The organism is Bacillus velezensis (assembly GCF_001461825.1).
GTDB lineage: Bacteria > Bacillota > Bacilli > Bacillales > Bacillaceae > Bacillus > Bacillus velezensis.
This window is the reverse complement of the sequence record NZ_LLZC01000022.1, coordinates 1-18,810: the sequence shown is the minus strand read 5'-3', so window position 1 is coordinate 18,810 and position 18,810 is coordinate 1. Positions and strand designations below refer to the sequence as shown.

Below are 18,810 nucleotides of genomic sequence, written 5' to 3'. Positions count from 1 at the left end.
TGAACACATGAACTTACGTGAGGATTGATAGGGACCATGAGCATCATAAAAGCGGAAAACCTTTATAAAACATACGGAGATAAGACATTATTCGACCATATCTCCTTTCATATTGAAGAGAATGAAAGAATCGGTTTAATCGGCCCGAACGGAACGGGGAAGTCTACGCTTCTGAAAACCATTGCCGGCCTTGAATCAACGGAGGAAGGCGAGATTACGGCCTCAGGAAACGTGCATATTGAGTTTTTGCATCAGGACCCTGAGCTTCCGGCCGGACAAACCGTACTTGAGCATATTTATTCCGGCGGATCAGCCGTCATGAGAACGATGAGAGAATACGAAAAAGCGCTTCAGGCGCTGAATGAAGAACCGGAAAATGACCAGCGCCAGAAACAGCTGCTTGATGCGCAGGCCCGAATGGACGCGAATGATGCGTGGGAGGCGAATACGTTAGCCAAAACGGTTTTAACCAAACTTGGCGTCACCGATCTGATGAAGGATGTCAGCGAGCTGTCCGGCGGCCAGAGAAAGCGCGTCGCGATTGCGAAAAACGTCATCCAGCCGGCTGACCTGCTCATTTTGGATGAACCGACAAACCACTTGGACAATGAAACGATTGAATGGCTGGAAGGCTACTTATCGCAATATCCGGGCGCCGTTATGCTTGTCACGCACGACAGATATTTTCTGAACAGGGTGACGAACAGAATTTACGAGCTTGAGAGAGGCAGCCTTTATACGTATAAAGGAAACTATGAAGTATTCCTGGAAAAACGGGCCGAACGGGAAGCGCTGGCGGAGCAGAAAGAAACAAAACGTCAAAACCTCCTGCGCCGCGAATTGGCGTGGCTCAGAAGAGGGGCGAAAGCGCGCTCGACGAAACAAAAAGCGAGAGTGGACAGAGCGGAGGCGCTCAAAGAGCAAAAAGGGCCGGCAGTCTCCGGATCACTCGATTTCGCGATCGGCTCCCACCGTCTCGGAAAACAGGTGATCGAAGCCGATAACGTCTCCATTACCTATAACGGCCAAGCGCTGATCAGCCAGTTTAATGAGCTTGTCATCCCGGGGGAACGAATCGGCATCATCGGGCCGAACGGAATCGGGAAAACGACACTTTTAAACAGCCTCGCCGGCAGAATTCAGCCTGACAGCGGCAATATCACCATCGGGCAGACGGTCCGGATCGGCTACTACACCCAGGATCACAGCGAAATGAACGGTGATATGAAAGTCATTGAATATATAAAAGAGACGGCTGAAATCGTCAAAACGGCGGAAGGCGATGTCATCACCGCGGAACAAATGCTTGAGCGTTTTCTGTTCCCGCGTCCGATGCAGCAGACGTATATCAGAAAGCTGTCGGGCGGGGAAAAGCGCCGTCTGTACTTGCTGAATGTACTGATGCAGGAACCGAATGTGCTGTTTTTAGATGAGCCGACCAATGATCTGGACACGGAAACATTAAGCGTGCTCGAAGATTATATCGAACAGTTCCCAGGCGTCGTCATCACCGTATCCCATGACCGCTATTTCCTTGACCGCGTCCTTGACCGCCTGATCGTATTTGAAGGACAAGGTGTCATTTCCCGTTTCCAAGGTTCGTACAGTGAATACATGGAACACGCAAAAGCGAAGAAGACGGCGGTAAAACAGCCGGCCGAAGAGAAAAAGGCGGAAGAAGAGCCGAAGAAAAAGCGCAAAAAGCTTTCATATAAGGATCAGATCGAATGGGACGGCATCGAAGACAAAATCGCCGGCCTTGAAGAAAAGCATCAGCGTCTGGAAGCGGAAATCGCTGAAGCAGGAAGTGATTTCGGAAAGATTCAAGAACTGATGGCCGAACAGGCAAAAACGGCTGAAGAGCTTGAAGCGGCGATGGAGCGCTGGACCGAATTGTCACTGATGATTGAAGAACTTGAGAATTAAGAAAAGCCGGTACGGCCCCCGAGAAGATGGCGGGTCATACCGGCTTTTTTTATCTTGCACAGATGTCTCCCGGCGCTTTAAAGACAAACGTTTTGTCCAAGCAAAGTTTATCAGGCGTAAAAAAGTTTACGTTTACGTTAAGGTTCAAATGGTGTATAATAGAAACAGATACGACAAGAGGGGGATTCACCTTGGAATGGATGAAGATTGATCAAGTTGCCAAGCGAAGCGGATTGACAAAACGAACCATTCGTTTTTACGAGGAGATTGGTTTGATTCCTGCTCCTAAACGGACAGAAGGCGGCGTCCGGCTTTACTCTGAAGATGATATGGAGGAGCTCGAAAAAGTAACCAGCACAAAAGAAGTGCTCGGTTTTTCCCTTCAGGAGCTTCAGCAGTTTATGGAGATGAGCCGTCAGCTGGAATTAAACAAAGAGGGGTACTTGTTGTCACTGGATCCGAAGGAACGGAAAGAAAAGCTGGAAGAGATTCAGCAGGCTTTGAACCACCAGCTTGAGATGATTGATGAGAAGATCAGCACATTTCAGCATTTTAAAACGCGCCTTAACGGAATGAAAGAAAAAGCTGACCGCGCCATTCAATCAATCGAATGATTTTGCTGTAAACGCTATGGATATAGCGTTTCTTTTAATGGATGAAACAGGAGGTCTGGTCAAATGGATACATCATCACAACAGAAAACAGGCTTATTCAGCCAGCCGAAAGCCGTTTGGGCGGTTGCGTTTGCCTGTGTTATTTCCTTTATGGGAATCGGTCTTGTCGATCCGATTCTTCCGGCAATCGCCGCACAATTACATGCTTCACCTAGTGAAGTATCTCTGTTATTTACAAGTTATTTGCTCGTTACCGGTTTTATGATGTTTTTCTCCGGCGCGATTTCAAGCCGGATCGGCGCAAAATGGACGCTGCTTCTCGGACTTATTTTTATCATCGTGTTTGCCGCTCTCGGCGGAAGCTCAAGTTCAATCGCTCAGCTTGTCGGCTATCGCGGCGGCTGGGGGCTTGGGAATGCTCTCTTTATTTCAACCGCGCTTGCCGTCATTGTCGGGGTATCTGTCGGCGGCAGCGCCAAAGCCATTATTTTGTATGAGGCTGCGCTCGGCTTGGGGATTTCCGTCGGGCCGCTTGCCGGCGGAGAGCTTGGCAGCATTTCATGGCGCGCTCCGTTCTTCGGAGTGTCTGTCCTCATGTTCATAGCGCTTTGCGCGATTTCACTCATGCTGCCGAAGCTGCCGAAACCGGCGAAACGCGTCGGTGTGTTTGATGCGATGAAGGCGCTCAAATATAAAGGCCTTTTGACAATGGCAGTATCTGCATTCTTATACAACTTTGGATTTTTTATTTTGCTTGCTTATTCTCCGTTCGTGCTGGATTTAGATGAACACGGCCTTGGATACGTCTTCTTCGGCTGGGGGTTATTGCTGGCAATTACGTCAGTCTTTACGGCGCCGCTCGTGCACAAAGCGCTGGGAACAGTGGGTTCGCTCGTCGTTCTCTTTATCGCCTTTGCGGTCATTCTCATCGTCATGGGGATCTGGACTGACCATCAGACGTTGATCATTACGTGTATCGTTGTCGCCGGTGCTGTTCTCGGTATGGTGAATACGATCATGACAACCGCTGTAATGGGTTCTGCACCGGTTGAACGTTCAATCGCGTCTTCAGCCTACAGCTCAGTCCGTTTTATCGGCGGTGCGCTCGCTCCGTGGATTGCGGGAATGCTGTCAGAACACTTCACTGCAAGCACACCATATACAGTAGGCGGGATCGTCGTTTTTGTCGGCATGCTTGTCCTTCTCATGGGACGCAAACATCTCGCCGGAATAAAAGCCGGACATTAAGAAAAAAAGGAACTTCCGCTCAGGCGGGAGTTCCTTTTTTTGTTTACAGCACTTTCGTCGTCCAAGATTCACAATTCCATGTTTCCGTCGCGATATCCATGTAGAACTCGGGTTCGTGGGAAATCAGCAGAATGGAGCCTTTGTATTCTTTCAGCGCGCGTTTCAGCTCTTCTTTCGCATCGACATCCAGGTGGTTTGTCGGTTCGTCAAGCACGAGCAGGTTTGTTTCTGAATTGATCAGCTTGCACAGTCTGACCTTCGCTTTTTCTCCTCCGCTGAGAACGGAGACGCGGCTTTCAATGTGTTTGGTCGTCAGGCCGCATTTGGCGAGGGCGGCGCGGATTTCGTACTGGGTAAAGGAAGGAAATTCGCTCCACACTTCTTCGATGCACGTATTGTTATTGGTTTCTTTCACTTCCTGCTCGAAATAGCCCGTGTATTGATGCTCGCCCCGTTCCACCGTGCCTTCCAGCGGCTGGATTTCACCGAGCAGGCTTTTTAACAGCGTCGTTTTCCCGATGCCGTTTGCGCCGTACAGGGCGACTTTCTGTCCGCGCTCCATTCTGAGATTGAGCGGGCGTGACAGCGGAGTATCGTAGCCGATGACTAAGTCCTTCGTTTCAAAAATGAGCTTGCCTGACGTTCTCGCAGGCTTGAAATGGAATTCAGGTTTCGGTTTTTCGGCCGCCAGTTCGATCATATCCATCTTATCAAGCTTTTTCTGGCGGGACATCGCCATATTTCTCGTGCTGACGCGCGCTTTGTTGCGGGCGACGAAATCTTTCAGCTCTGCGACTTCCTGCTGCTGTTTTTTATAGGCGGCTTCGAGCTGCTGTTTTTTCACTTCGTATACTTCCATAAACTGATGGTAATCGCCGACATAACGCGTCAGCTCCTGATTTTCCACATGATAAATCAAATTGATCACGCTGTTTAAAAACGGAATGTCGTGAGAAATTAAGATGAACGCATCTTCATATTCCTGCAAATAGCGTTTCAGCCATTCAATATGCTGTTCATCAAGGTAGTTGGTCGGTTCGTCCAACAGAAGGATTTCCGGTTTTTCCAAAAGCAGTTTGGCGAGCAGCACTTTCGTCCGCTGTCCGCCGCTTAAGTCTGTGACGTCGCGGTCAAGGCCGACATCCTGCAGGCCGAGGCCGCGGGCGATTTCTTCAACTTTGCTGTCAATCACGTAGAAATCATTGTTTGTCAGGGCGTCTTGAATGACACCGACATCTTCAAGCAGCTGCTCAAGCTCATCAGGGTCCGCTTCGCCCATTTTGTTGTAAATCTCATTCATTTCCTCTTCCATTGCAAATAAGTAATGGAACGCATCTTTCAGCACGTCGCGGATCGTTTTTCCTTTTTCAAGCACGGTATGCTGATCGAGGTAGCCGACGCGCACGTTTTTCGCCCATTCAACCTTACCCTCATCAGGCTCAAGCTTTCCGGTAATAATATTCATAAACGTTGATTTACCTTCGCCGTTTGCTCCGATTAAGCCGACGTGTTCCCCTTTTAAAAGACGGAACGATACATTGTTAAAAAGCGCACGGTCACCAAAGCCGTGGCTTAAATCTTTTACGGATAAAATACTCATCATTACACCTCTATCGTTATCAGACACGCTTTATTCATCATGTGTCTTTCTCATTTATGATTATAAAGGAGGAGACCGTTTGTTAAAAGGCTTGGAAGGAAAAAGAAAATTGCGTTTGGCGCGTGCATTTGAGATACTATGGAGTAGATTTTAAGAATTGAGGAGAACGACATGACCCAAACATGGCCATTTTTACAGCATACACAACCATTTATCGCCGAAAACTGGGAGGCCTCAGGTTTTCAGGAGCCGACCGTCATTCAGGAAAAAGCCGCTCAGGTGATCATGGAAGGGAAAGACGTCATCGCCGAATCCCCGACGGGAACGGGAAAAACATTGGCGTACACGCTTCCGGTTCTGGAGCGGATCAACCCGGAACAGAAACATCCGCAAGTGATCATTTTAGCGCCGTCCCGCGAGCTGGTGATGCAGATTTTCCAAGTGATTCAGGAGTGGAAAAAAGGCTCCGACCTTCGCGCCTTGTCTTTGATCGGCGGAGCAAACGTGAAAAAGCAGGTGGAAAAGCTCAAAAATAAACCGCATATCATTGCGGGCACACCGGGCAGGGTGCTCGAATTGATTCAGGCGAAAAAGCTGAAAATGCATGAAGTCAAGACGATCGTTCTTGATGAAGCGGATCAGCTCGTGACACAGGAACACCGCGAAACGATGAAAAAAATCATTAAAACGACGCTGAAAGACCGACAGCTTTTAAGCTTTTCCGCTACGCTGCAGCCGGAAACAGAACAGGTGCTGAATACCATCGCACACGAACCGGCCGTTTTGAAAGTGGAGCGGAATACGGCGGAAAAAGCGCGCGTCACGCATCAATATCTCGTCTGCGATCAGCGGGATAAAGTGAAGCTTTTGCAAAAGCTGTCACGGCTGAACGGCATGCAGGCGCTCGTGTTCGTCAGAGATATCGGAAATTTAAGCGTCTATGCGGAAAAACTCGCCTATCACCACGTGGATCTCGGCATTCTGCATGGAGAAGCGAAAAAAATGGAGCGGGCAAAGATATTATCAGCGTTTGAGCGGGGAGAATTTCCGCTGCTTCTGGCGACTGACATTGCGGCGCGCGGACTCGATATCGATGATCTTCCGTACGTCATTCACGCGGACATGCCGAATGAAGACGGATATATCCACAGATCCGGCCGGACGGGGCGGGCCGGTAAAGAAGGAACCGTACTCAGCCTTGTCACGCCGATGGAAGAATCCAAATTGAAAAAAATGGCCAAATCACTCGGAATTGAGCTGAAAGAGGCCGTTTATTCAGGCGGAAAATTATCTGAGAAATAAGAAACGGAGGGCGGGAAGCCCTTCTTTTTTTTGTTGTAAAATAATAGAAAAGGTTCAGGCGGGGGCGGGAAGATGGTTTCAATAGACAGATGTCAAATATTGAAGGAACCCGAACTGAAAATACTTGAACACTGGTTTAAGAACGATAATATCAAACGGAGAATGGATGCGATGCTGCCATTAGACGCGTGGTATGCACGATTGAATAAAGATAAAGACGATACTGTCATTATGGCATATGACGGGGAGTGTCCGGCAGGCATGGCCTCTATAGAGTTTGTGGAGGAACGGGCGTATATCGGGTTGATCGTCAATCCTTTATACCAGCTTCAAGGGTACGGAAAACAGATCTTGCAAAAACTGCTGACTGACCCTGAGTTTACCAGCGTGCGGGAATGGGCGGCAAGCATCGAAAAAGACAATCAAATCAGTTTAGCCTGCTTTCAAGCAGCGTGATTCACTTTGGAAGATACGGAGCCGGATGAAGACGGCTTTCTTACTTTGATTCTTCGCGGCTGATCCCAAATGAACAGAAAAGGAGGGGACAAAGCCCTCCTTTTTTTCATCATCATGTTAACTTAGATCACTGACTTTGATGATCTGTTTGCCTTTATTTTCTCCTTTAAACAGGCCGAGGAACGCGTCAGGAATATTGCTGAATCCTTCCGTAATCGTTTCTTCATAATGAAGCTTTCCGTCCTTGAGCCATTCGGCCAATTGTTTCGCGCCTTCAGAAAAGCGGTCAGCATAATCACTGACGATGAATCCCTGCATCAGCGCTTTTGTTTTGATCAGCTTCGGCTGGACGCGGGGGCCCATGTCTTCTTCTTCACTTTCGGTATTGTACGATGAGATCGCTCCGCATACCGGAATGCGGGCAAATTCATTCAGCAGGTTTATCACCGCATCTGAAATCGGTCCGCCGACATTGTCAAAATAGACATCGACGCCGTCAGGACATGCCTGTTCCAGCGCTTTTTGAATATCATCCGCCGTTTTGTAATTAATGGCTTCATCAAATTGAAGCTCCTCTTTCAAATACGCGATTTTTTCATCAGATCCGGCGATGCCGACAACCCGCGCGCCTTTGATTTTGGCAATCTGTCCGACTGTTGAGCCGACGGCGCCCGCCGCGCCTGAAACGACAACGGTTTCACCTTTTTTCGGACGGCCGATATCGAGCAGCCCGAAGTAAGCGGTCAGTCCGGTCATCCCTAAAATGCCGAGATACGCCTGGGCGGGTGCGATATCCGTATCCAACTTGCGGAGGGCGGACTCATTGACAGCTGAATATTCCTGCCACGCGAGATTTCCGATCACAACATCTCCTTTTTTCAGCTTATCGCCGTCTGTCAGAACCTCGGCAATCACTCCGCCTGTTATGGCTTCATCTAAAGCGAAGGGCTTTACATATGATTTTGTATCCTGCATCCGTCCGCGCATGTACGGATCAACGGACACATAACTCGTTTTCACAAGCACTTCGCCGTCTTTCGGTTCGGGTACGGCAATCGTTTCAAAGCGGAAATCGTCATGAGCGGGAACGCCTTTGGGGCGTCTTGCCAATTGAATTTGCTGCTGATTATTCGGCATACTGAATCCTCCTTCAAGATAAGTGGTTGTTCCAAATGTAACACGAACCATTTCCCGATTACAAAATCAAACCGTCAGCGGTCATAAAAAAAGAAGGGCCAGGGCCCTTCTTTCCTTATATGCATATTTAATAGAATAACCGGTACACATCGGTGTTTTTCTCATGTTCCAAATATTCATAGGCATTCGTTTTTGAAGAATGAAGCATGTCAGCGGTAACGACGGGCTGAAGCGCGGTCAGATAAGAACCCAGCCTATTTTCAATTTCTTTCGGCAGAACGGATTCGATATCACCGATATTGATAATGATAGAGAAAACGAAATCGATATTAATATGAAAAGTATCTTCAGCAAAGGCCGTAAGCTCTTTTATTCCATCCGGGCAGCGGGTATGCCGGCGGAATACCTGCTTCACTAAATCACTGACAACCCAAGCGTTAAATCGCTGTTCCGGTGAAAAGTAATGAATAGGAACCACCTCCCTGCTTAATCGGCTCATGAAGATTTTTATTTTTCTGATAAAAGTAGCTTTCCCTACTGTAACATGTCCCGCCAGAAAATATCCACCGACAACCTGCCCGTTTTTTCACGGAACTCTCTTTCTTTTGTTTGATCCTTGATTGAGCGGGTAAACATCCAATATACAAAAACAAAAGGGAGGACTTATCAATGAAACCGGTAGTAAGAGAATATACAAATGATCAAAAACTGATGCAGGACGTAAAAGAGCTTCAGCAGCTGGGTGTTGCAAAAGAGGACGTATATGTGCTTTCACATGATGACGACAGAACGGATCGCCTGGCCGATAATACTGATGTCAATACCATCGGAGCGAAAGAAACGGGCATTAAACACGCGGTCGGCAATATGTTTAATAAAAAAGGCGACGAGCTCCGCAACAAAATTCACGAAATCGGCTTTTCAGAAGAGGAAGCATCACAATTTGAAAAGCGCTTAGATGAAGGAAAAGTTCTTCTGTTTGTCACGGATAACGAAAAAGTGAAATCATGGGCGTAAGCTGAACAGATCCCAAGGGGGTTTCGGTCCCTTGGGATTTTTTTGCGGTTTCCGCAATAAAACCGAAAGGCACATTCTGTACATTTTCGGTGCTGTTTCTCAACTGATTTGATACAATTCAATTGTAATAAATTGGAATACAGAATCAGGAGGAGCACAATTCATGAAAAAAATGTTACTTATGCTGGCGATTTGTTTATGTATGATCCCTGCGGACGTCTATGCCGCTGATCTGGGACGGCAGACGTTAGGAACAAATGACGGCTGGGGAGCCGCTTCCGGCGGGACAACCGGCGGCGCGAAAGCCTCTTCATCGAATGTATACACCGTATCAAACAGACAGCAGCTCGTTTCTGCATTAGGGGGAAGCGCCAACAGCACACCGAAGATTATTTACATACAAGGCACAATCAATATGAATACGGACGACCGCAATAAAACGCTCGGCTTTAATGATTATAAAGATCCGGCATATGATCTCAACGCCTATCTGAAGGCGTACGACCCGGACAAATGGGGAAAAAAAGCGCCGTCAGGCACCCAGGAAGACGCCAGACAGCGATCGCAAAAAAACCAGAAGGCACGGGTCGTGGTTGACATTCCTTCAAATACGACGATCATCGGCTCGGGTTCAAATGCCAAAGTGACAGGCGGAAGTTTTAATATAAAGAACGGCGTCGACAATGTCATCATCCGCAACATTGAATTTCAAGACGCTTACGACTATTTTCCGCAATGGGACCCGACGGACGGCAGCAGCGGCAACTGGAACTCGGAATATGACAATATCACCATTAACGGCGCGACGCACATCTGGATCGATCATTGCACCTTTAATGACGGATCGAATCCCGACAGCGGTTTTCCCTACTATTACGGGAGAAAATATCAGCACCATGACGGCCAGACGGATATAGCCAACGGGGCGAATTATATTACATTGTCCTATAATAAATATCATGACCATGACAAAGGCTCCGTCATCGGAAACAGCGACAGCAAGACGTCGGATGAAGGAAAACTGAAGGTGACCATTCACCATAACTATTACCAGAACATCGTCCAGCGCGCACCGCGGGTCCGGTACGGGCAGGTTCATATTTATAATAATTTTTACGCAGGCTCGAAAAGCGCCGCATACCCGTTCAGCTATGCGTGGGGTGCGGGCCACGCGTCAAAAATGTATGCCCAGAATAATGTCTTTGAAGTGCCGGGACTGGCTGCTGATAAAGTCATCAGCGTCTTCAGCGGCGGAAAAGCGCTTCATGAAGACGGCACTCTTTTAAACGGCGCCTCCATTAACGCGTCAGCAGCCAACGGATTAAGTCAGTCCGTCGGCTGGACACCGTCATTGCACGGTTCCATCGGCTCATCATCAAATGTAAAATCAGATGTTATATCTAAAGCCGGGTCGGGCATATTAAAATAAGAAACAAGAAACACAAAGGAAAATATTCCTTTGTGTTTTTTAATTAACAAAAACGTTTATTAACTTAGTTAAGTAGTAAAATGGGATAGGGGATGGAAGACAACAAAATAGGAGGAGACCTGTAATGGCTTCAGAAAAAGACGCAAAAAAACAGCAGGCAGTAAAAATCATTCCTTTGCTTATTACTGTTGCTGTGGGATTAATCATTTGGTTTATTCCCGCGCCGTCCGGACTTGAACCTAAAGCATGGCATTTGTTCGCTATTTTTGTCGCAACAATTATCGGCTTTATCTCCAAGCCCTTGCCAATGGGCGCAATTGCAATTTTTGCATTGGCAGTCACCGCGTTAACGGGAACGCTATCTATTGAAAATACGTTAAGCGGATTTGGAAACAAGACAATCTGGCTGATTGTCATCGCCTTTTTTATTTCCCGGGGGTTCATCAAAACCGGGCTCGGCGCCAGGATTTCTTACGTATTCGTACAACGGTTCGGGAAGAAAACACTCGGCCTTTCTTATTCACTGCTTTTCAGTGATTTAATTTTATCACCTGCCATTCCGAGCAACACGGCACGGGCGGGCGGCATTATTTTTCCTATTATCAGATCATTATCCGAAACTTTCGGATCAACGCCGGCAGACGGAACAGAGCGGAAAATCGGCGCTTTCTTATTAAAAACCGGTTTTCAAGGAAACTTGATTACGTCTGCGATGTTTTTGACGGCAATGGCGGCGAACCCGCTGATCGCCAAGCTGGCCCACGATGTCGCAGGGGTGGACATCACATGGACAAGCTGGGCAATCGCGGCCATTGTACCGGGATTGGCGAGCTTAATCATTACGCCGCTCGTCATTTATAAGCTGTATCCGCCGGAAATTAAAGAAACACCGGATGCGGCTAAAATCGCAACGGAAAAATTGAAAGAAATGGGTCCGTTTAAAAAATCCGAACTCTCCATGGTCATCGTCTTTTTATTGGTGCTTGCGCTGTGGATTTTCGGAGGAAGCTTAAATATTGACGCAACGACGACGGCCCTGATCGGATTATCCGTTTTGCTTTTGTCACAGGTATTAACATGGGAGGACATCAAAAAAGAACAAGGTGCATGGGATACGCTGACTTGGTTCGCGGCGCTTGTGATGCTGGCGAATTTCCTGAATGAGCTCGGTATGGTGTCTTGGTTCAGCAATATGATGAAATCTTCTGTTTCCGGTTTTTCATGGATTGTGGCATTTATGATTCTGATTGTCGTGTATTATTACACGCATTACTTCTTTGCGAGCGCAACCGCGCATATCAGCGCCATGTATGCGGCATTTCTCGCCGTCATCGTGGCGGCAGGCGCTCCGCCGCTGTTGGCGGCGCTCAGCCTGGCGTTTTTCAGCAACCTTTTCGGTTCTACGACGCATTACGGCTCGGGAGCGGCTCCGGTCTTTTTCGGAGCGGGTTATATATCGCAAAGCAAATGGTGGTCCATCGGCTTTATCCTGTCAATCGTCCATATTGTGACATGGCTTGTGATCGGCGGATTATGGTGGAAAGTATTAGGGTTATGGTAGAAGAAAAAAGGCAGACTCAGGTCTGCCTTTTTTATTTCTGTAGGGAATGGGAAGGGCCTGCACATGATGACTTCAGTGCGAATAGAATATTGCCGGGGTGATAATATGAGCAGCGGCCGTGATCAATACATGATATTGAAACAGAAACCTTACAAATATATGAGCAGACATATGAAACGCCGGTATGAACAATTACCATGTGAACTTGAAAGACCTGAAACAGAGACGGAAAAACAGTTTCCATCTTCAGATGAAAATCGATCTGCCTTGTGCGTACCCGGGCTGCGAGGTCCCGAAGGCAAAAGAGGACCCGCCGGCTCCCGCGGTCCGCAAGGGGAGGCGGGTCCGCCCGGTCCCCCGGGGCCTGAGGGTCCGCCGGGAGCGGTTCCTGCGGTAGCTTTTCACAATACAGCAGACCAGATGATGATTCCGTTAGAAGGAACACCGATAAACGTGTTAAGCACAGTGATAGCCGCGCCGACAGATCAATTGGTGAAAACGGATGCCGTCATACAAGTAAATGTGGAATTAGACCCGCTCGCGTCTCATTTCTCATTGGTCTTAGCTGTCGATCTGCAAAGAAATGGCGTATCGATACAAACACAGAGACAAGAGCGGAACCTCTTTTCTTCAGGCGGACAAATCATAGGAATTCCTTTTACGTACATCGACGAAATGAAGGCGGATGAAACAGCCGCGTACCAGCTCTATTTATCCGTCCTTTCTTCGAATCTCGTAACACAAGTCGCAGCGGCAAACCGCTCCCTCATTGCGACGGGATTCCCCATTCAAGGATCGGACTAAGGTGATGAATAGAAATCACCTTTTTTATTTAGGTTGTCAAAACACAGCCCGTATTAATATGCTGTCTTAATAGGTAAGACGGTCAACAACGGGAAGGAGAGGGAAAAAGATTGAATGAATAATCCGATTATAAACGGGAGCTTTGAAACCGGCACATTAGCGGGTTGGAGTTCGGCCAATACCCAGATTAACAGTTTGTTTGCACATTCAGGGAGATATTCCGCGCAATTTATTGGAGCTCAGCCATATGCTTACCTCAGTCAAATCGTTCCCATTTCAGCCAAGTCACTGACTCTATTCGTATCACTCGCAACGCTCGGAAATGAGCCAAGTCCCCAAGTAACTCTCCAGATCATCTATATCAGCGCAGCAGGTGAACAAATCAGTTCCATTCAAGAAAATATTACACCCGGAAATTTGCCGAACGTGCTCTTTCACACATGGTCTGAAATCTATAAAACAAGCAGTGTGCCTTCTGGCGCGGCCTCTGCCGTCATTGTATTAAGTAAAGTTTCTTCCGGCACGGTTTTAATAGACGACGTTTCATTGGCGCAAACCGGGGGTGAACCTGGCGTTACAGGAATTACAGGTCCCACAGGAGTGACGGGCCCCACAGGAGTGACCGGAGCAAGAGGAGCGACCGGAGTAACTGGTGTAACGGGAGCAACAGGTTCAACCGGGGCAAGAGGAGCGACTGGGTCAACGGGTGCACCCGGGGTTACAGGCCCAACTGGCGCAACAGGTTCAACCGGGGCAACAGGAGGAACTGGGGTAGCAGGTTCAACCGGAGAAACGGGGTTAACCGGAGCCACTGGAGTAACAGGATCAACAGGAGCGACCGGTTCAACTGGAGCAACAGGCCCAACCGGCTCGACCGGTCCAACTGGAGTTACTGGTGCAGCAGGCTCAACTGGGCCCACGGGAGAGATCGGTCCAACCGGAGCCACCGGCTCAACGGGAGTAACAGGAGCGACTGGGATAACTGGTGCAACAGGAGAGACCGGAGTAACAGGTGCAACAGGAGAAACGGGATCGACCGGAGTAACAGGGGCAACAGGAGTTACTGGCCCGACTGGGGTCACGGGTGTAACCGGCCCAACCGGCCCAACCGGCCCAACCGGCTCAACCGGAGCAACGGGAGTAACAGGAGCCACCGGCTCAACGGGTGCAATGGGATCGACAGGAGCGACTGGGGTAACTGGTATAACGGGATCAACTGGTTCAACGGGAGTAACTGGACCAACAGGAGCAGCAGGGTCAACTGGTTCAACCGGAGAAACCGGTCCAACCGGAGCGACTGGAGTAACAGGCCCAACCGGCGCAATAGGAGAGACCGGTGTAACAGGAATAACCGGCGCAACGGGATCGACAGGAGAAACCGGATCAACCGGGTCAACTGGGGAGACTGGTCCAACAGGAGAAACAGGAGCAACTGGCTCAACGGGAGAAACGGGTCCAACTGGAGTGACTGGGGCAACGGGGATAACGGGAGCCACAGGGGCTACTGGCCCGATCGGCCCAACCGGAGCGACAGGAATAACAGGTCCGACCGGGGAGACAGGAGTGACTGGTGTAACGGGGACAACCGGGGTAACAGGTTCAACCGGAGCAACGGGATCAACGGGAGTGACTGGGGCAACGGGGATAACAGGAGCAACAGGCGCAACCGGAGAAACGGGTGCAATCGGCCCAACCGGATCGACAGGAGAAACGGGGTCAACTGGGGAGACTGGTCCAACAGGAGAAACAGGAGCAACTGGCTCAACGGGAGAAACGGGTCCGACTGGTGTAACCGGATCAACAGGAGTGACTGGCCCGACTGGGGTCACGGGCTCAACTGGTGTAACCGGATCAACAGGATCGACAGGAGAAACGGGTTCAACTGGAGTAACCGGGGCGACGGGAGTAACCGGAGAAACCGGTGCGACAGGAATAACCGGGCCGACAGGAGCAACGGGAACGACCGGCTCAACAGGCCCAACAGGCCCAACGGGAGTAACAGGCGCGACAGGATCAACCGGGTCAACTGGGGAGACTGGTCCAACGGGATCGACAGGAGAAACCGGGGCGACGGGTGCATCCGGTTCAACCGGAGCAACAGGAATAACAGGAATAACAGGCCCAACCGGCTTGACTGGTGTAACTGGAGCAACAGGGGCAACCGGGGCAACAGGAGTAACCGGCTCAACTGGTTCAACGGGAGAAACCGGCGCAACCGGTGTAACTGGAGAAATCGGCCCAACGGGAGAGACCGGTCCAACCGGAGCAACAGGTTCAATCGGAGCAACCGGCCCAACTGGGGCAACAGGAGTAACCGGAGCAACGGGAGAAACTGGTCCAACCGGTCCAACTGGAGTAATTGGCGCAACCGGAGAAACTGGCTCGACCGGGGAAACCGGCCCAGCAGGAGTAACGGGACCAACCGGCTCGACTGGAGCAACAGGATCGACTGGAGAAACCGGCCCAACCGGAATCACGGGTCCAACTGGTGTAACGGGATCAACAGGTGTAACAGGAGAAACCGGAGCAACGGGAGTAACTGGAGCAACAGGATCAACAGGAGAAACGGGTTCAACGGGAGTGACTGGGGCAATCGGCCCAGAAGGACCAACAGGAGAAACCGGCGCAACGGGGGCAATCGGCCCAACAGGAGGAACTGGGTCAACCGGGTCAACCGGGGTAACTGGAGAAATCGGCCCAACGGGAGAAACCGGGGCGACTGGTGTAACTGGGCCAACAGGAGCCACCGGCTCAACGGGTGCAATGGGATCGACAGGAGCGACTGGGGTAACGGGTGTAACAGGAGCCACCGGCGCAACCGGTGTAACTGGAGAAATCGGCCCAACGGGAGAAACCGGTCCAACCGGAGCGACTGGAGTAACAGGCCCAACCGGCGCAATAGGAGAGACCGGTGTAACAGGAATAACCGGCGCAACGGGCGCCACTGGCATAACCGGAGCAACTGGGGTAGCAGGTTCAACCGGCTCAACCGGCCCAACTGGTATAACCGGAGTAACAGGGGCAACAGGAGTTACTGGCCCGACTGGGGTCACGGGCTCAACTGGTGTAACTGGCGCAACCGGCTCAACTGGCCCAACCGGATCAACAGGAGAAACCGGAACCACGGGATCAACCGGCTCGACTGGTGTAACCGGGGCAATGGGAGTAACAGGCTCAACTGGTGCAACGGGATCAACCGGCTCAACCGGAGTAACGGGGGTAACAGGCGCGACAGGATCAACCGGGTCAACTGGGGAGACTGGTCCAACGGGATCGACAGGAGAAACCGGGGCGACGGGTGCATCCGGTTCAACCGGAGCAACAGGAATAACAGGAATAACAGGCCCAACCGGCTTGACTGGTGTAACTGGAGCAACAGGGGCAACCGGAGCAACCGGTGTAACTGGAGAAATCGGCCCAACGGGAGAGGCCGGTCCAACCGGACCAACAGGTTCAATCGGAGCAACCGGCCCAACAGGGGTAACGGGTGTAACTGGAGAAATCGGCCCAACGGGAGAGGCCGGTCCAACCGGACCAACAGGCTCAACCGGAATAACAGGGGCAACAGGTGTAACAGGTTCGACCGGAGAAACCGGCCCAACTGGAGTAACAGGTTCAACGGGAGAAACGGGTCCAACAGGAGTAACAGGGGTGACGGGAGAAACTGGCCCAACCGGAATCACGGGTCCAACAGGAGAAACCGGAGCAATAGGAGTAACCGGGGCAACCGGAGCCATGGGAGAAACCGGAGCAACGGGAGTAACTGGTTCAACTGGAACAACCGGTACAACCGGAATAACAGGCCCAACGGGATCGACAGGCCCAACCGGTTCAACAGGTGTGACTGGAGCAACGGGTATAACTGGAGCAACTGGAGTAACAGGAGAAACCGGAGAAACTGGCCCAACAGGAGCAACAGGAGAAACCGGCTCAACTGGTGTAACTGGTTCAACAGGAGAAACTGGAGCGACGGGAGTAACCGGATCGACTGGCGCAACGGGATCAACTGGAGTAACAGGAGCAACAGGACCGACTGGAGCAACGGGGATAACAGGAGCAACGGGTTCAACCGGAGTAACAGGAACAACCGGCTCGACTGGTGTAACCGGTTCAACGGGAGAAACAGGCGCAACCGGTGTAACTGGCCCAACCGGAGAAACTGGCCTAACCGGCGCAACAGGGCCAACAGGTGTAACAGGAGAAACCGGCCCAACTGGAGTAACAGGTTCAACGGGAGAAACGGGTCCAACCGGAATCATGGGAGCAACCGGAGAAACGGGTCCAACTGGTGTAACGGGATCAACAGGTGTAACAGGAGAGACCGGTCCAACCGGAGCAACTGGAGCAACGGGTATATCTGGAGCAACTGGAGTAACTGGAGTAACAGGGGCGACCGGAGAAACGGGCCCAACCGGAGTAACAGGGGCGACTGGAGAAACGGGCCCAACCGGAATCACGGGTCCAACAGGAGCAACAGGTCCAACCGGAGTAACCGGAGAAACCGGCGCAACCGGAGTAACGGGATCAACCGGAGCAACTGGAGTGACTGGGGCAACGGGGATAACCGGAGCGACTGGCGCAACAGGGGTAACAGGTTCAACCGGAGAAACGGGTCCAACTGGTGTAACGGGAATAACTGGTGTAACGGGAATAACTGGTGTAACAGGACTAACTGGAGTAACAGGAGCAACTGGAGTAACAGGAGCAACTGGAGTAACAGGAGCAACAGGATCAACTGGAGTAACAGGATCAACTGGAGTAACAGGAGCAACAGGATCAACTGGAGTAACAGGAGCAACAGGATCAACTGGAGTAACAGGAGCAACAGGAGTAACGGGAGCAACAGGAGCAACTGGAGAAACCGGCTCAACTGGTGCGACGGGATTAACTGGAGAAACCGGTGCAACAGGAGAAACCGGCCCAACTGGTATAACCGGAGTAACAGGGCCAACAGGAGTTACTGGCCCGACTGGGGTCACGGGCTCAACTGGTGTAACTGGTTCAACCGGAGAAACTGGCCCAACAGGAGTAACTGGAGTAACCGGAGCAACTGGAGAAACCGGCGCAACCGGCGCAACCGGTATAACTGGAGAAATGGGCCCAACGGGAGCGACCGGAATAACGGGCTCAACCGGATCAACAGGCGCAACTGGTGTAACCGGAATAACAGGCCCAACCGGTTCAACGGGTGTGACTGGAGCAACGGGTATAACTGGAGCAACTGGAGTAACAGGAGAAACTGGCGCGACTGGCTCAACGGGATCAACTGGAGTAACAGGAGCCACAGGTTCAACCGGAGAAACCGGCCCAACAGGAGCAACAGGATCGACAGGACCGACAGGGGCAACGGGTGTAACTGGAGAAATCGGTCCAACCGGTTCAACTGGCGCGACTGGAGCAACCGGTCCAACCGGAATAACAGGCCCAACGGGATCGACAGGCCCAACCGGAATCACGGGTCCAACCGGAGCGACTGGCGCAACTGGGGTCACGGGCCCAACGGGATCGACAGGCCCAACCGGAATCACGGGTCCAACCGGAGCGACTGGCGCAACTGGGGTCACGGGCTCAACGGGAGAAACAGGCGCAACCGGAGTAACGGGATCAACGGGATCAACAGGCGCAACTGGTGTAACCGGAATAACAGGCCCAACCGGTTCAACGGGTGTGACTGGAGCAACGGGTATAACAGGAGCAACGGGAGCAACAGGAGCAA

The 18,810-nt window shown here is 50.8% G+C and carries 12 protein-coding genes and 1 pseudogene; 10 read left to right on the top strand and 3 right to left on the bottom strand.

Translation table 11 applies throughout. The features are described from left to right. Positions 1-36 precede the first annotated feature (36 nt). The 3 genes from AR442_RS18640 to AR442_RS18630 all read left to right on the top strand — a co-directional run bounded on the left by AR442_RS18640 (position 37) and on the right by AR442_RS18630 (position 3,788). Positions 37-1,926, top strand: a complete 1,890-nt coding sequence (locus AR442_RS18640; protein WP_053285236.1) for an ABC-F family ATP-binding cassette domain-containing protein — start codon at positions 37-39, stop codon at positions 1,924-1,926. A gap of 191 nt (positions 1,927-2,117) precedes the next feature. Beyond that, positions 2,118-2,540, top strand: coding sequence for a MerR family transcriptional regulator (locus AR442_RS18635; RefSeq protein ID WP_012117050.1), 423 nt, complete (start codon positions 2,118-2,120; stop codon positions 2,538-2,540). A 63-nt stretch (positions 2,541-2,603) separates the two neighbouring features. Continuing rightward, a complete protein-coding gene (locus tag AR442_RS18630) occupies positions 2,604-3,788 on the top strand; it encodes an MFS transporter (protein WP_007408959.1) in 1,185 nt (394 codons plus the stop codon). Positions 3,789-3,831: 43 nt separating this feature from the next. Here the strand turns inward: AR442_RS18630 and AR442_RS18625 are convergent, their stop codons facing one another. After that, positions 3,832-5,388, bottom strand: coding sequence for an ABC-F family ATP-binding cassette domain-containing protein (locus tag AR442_RS18625; RefSeq protein ID WP_053285235.1), 1,557 nt, complete (start codon positions 5,386-5,388; stop codon positions 3,832-3,834). A 171-nt stretch (positions 5,389-5,559) separates the two neighbouring features. On the opposite strand from AR442_RS18625, the gene AR442_RS18620 reads away from it, so the two are divergent. Then, positions 5,560-6,690 carry a DEAD/DEAH box helicase gene (locus tag AR442_RS18620; RefSeq protein ID WP_014417161.1) on the top strand — a complete coding sequence of 377 codons (1,131 nt, stop codon included), beginning with the start codon at positions 5,560-5,562 and terminating at the stop codon, positions 6,688-6,690. Between the two features lie 72 nt (positions 6,691-6,762). Next, positions 6,763-7,143, top strand: a pseudogene (locus AR442_RS18615) (GNAT family N-acetyltransferase); the annotation flags it as partial. A gap of 120 nt (positions 7,144-7,263) precedes the next feature. Here AR442_RS18615 and AR442_RS18610 read toward each other — a convergent pair. Both AR442_RS18610 and AR442_RS18605 read right to left on the bottom strand, forming a co-directional pair. Next, entirely contained in the window at positions 7,264-8,283 is a 1,020-nt protein-coding gene (locus tag AR442_RS18610) for an NADP-dependent oxidoreductase (RefSeq protein ID WP_053285233.1), read from the bottom strand. Positions 8,284-8,410: 127 nt separating this feature from the next. After that, positions 8,411-8,761 carry a DUF3212 family protein gene (locus AR442_RS18605; protein WP_007610002.1) on the bottom strand — a complete coding sequence of 117 codons (351 nt, stop codon included), beginning with the start codon at positions 8,759-8,761 and terminating at the stop codon, positions 8,411-8,413. 191 nt (positions 8,762-8,952) lie between these two features. Between AR442_RS18605 and AR442_RS18600 the strand changes: the two genes are divergently transcribed. From AR442_RS18600 to AR442_RS18580, 5 genes are all read left to right on the top strand, one after another. Then, a complete protein-coding gene (locus tag AR442_RS18600; protein ID WP_003155650.1) occupies positions 8,953-9,300 on the top strand; it encodes a YflT domain-containing protein in 348 nt (115 codons plus the stop codon). A 163-nt stretch (positions 9,301-9,463) separates the two neighbouring features. Then, positions 9,464-10,729, top strand: coding sequence for a pectate lyase (locus AR442_RS18595; RefSeq protein ID WP_053285232.1), 1,266 nt, complete (start codon positions 9,464-9,466; stop codon positions 10,727-10,729). Positions 10,730-10,853: 124 nt separating this feature from the next. Next, positions 10,854-12,290 carry an anion permease gene (locus AR442_RS18590; protein WP_007408966.1) on the top strand — a complete coding sequence of 479 codons (1,437 nt, stop codon included), beginning with the start codon at positions 10,854-10,856 and terminating at the stop codon, positions 12,288-12,290. 105 nt (positions 12,291-12,395) lie between these two features. Next, the gene (locus AR442_RS18585) at positions 12,396-13,094 is read left to right on the top strand and encodes a hypothetical protein (protein WP_053285231.1); all 699 of its coding nucleotides are present in this window, start codon (positions 12,396-12,398) and stop codon (positions 13,092-13,094) included. 114 nt (positions 13,095-13,208) lie between these two features. After that, the coding region (locus tag AR442_RS18580; RefSeq protein ID WP_060557621.1) for an NTTRR-F1 domain at positions 13,209-18,810 on the top strand (5,602 nt) is incomplete at its 3' end.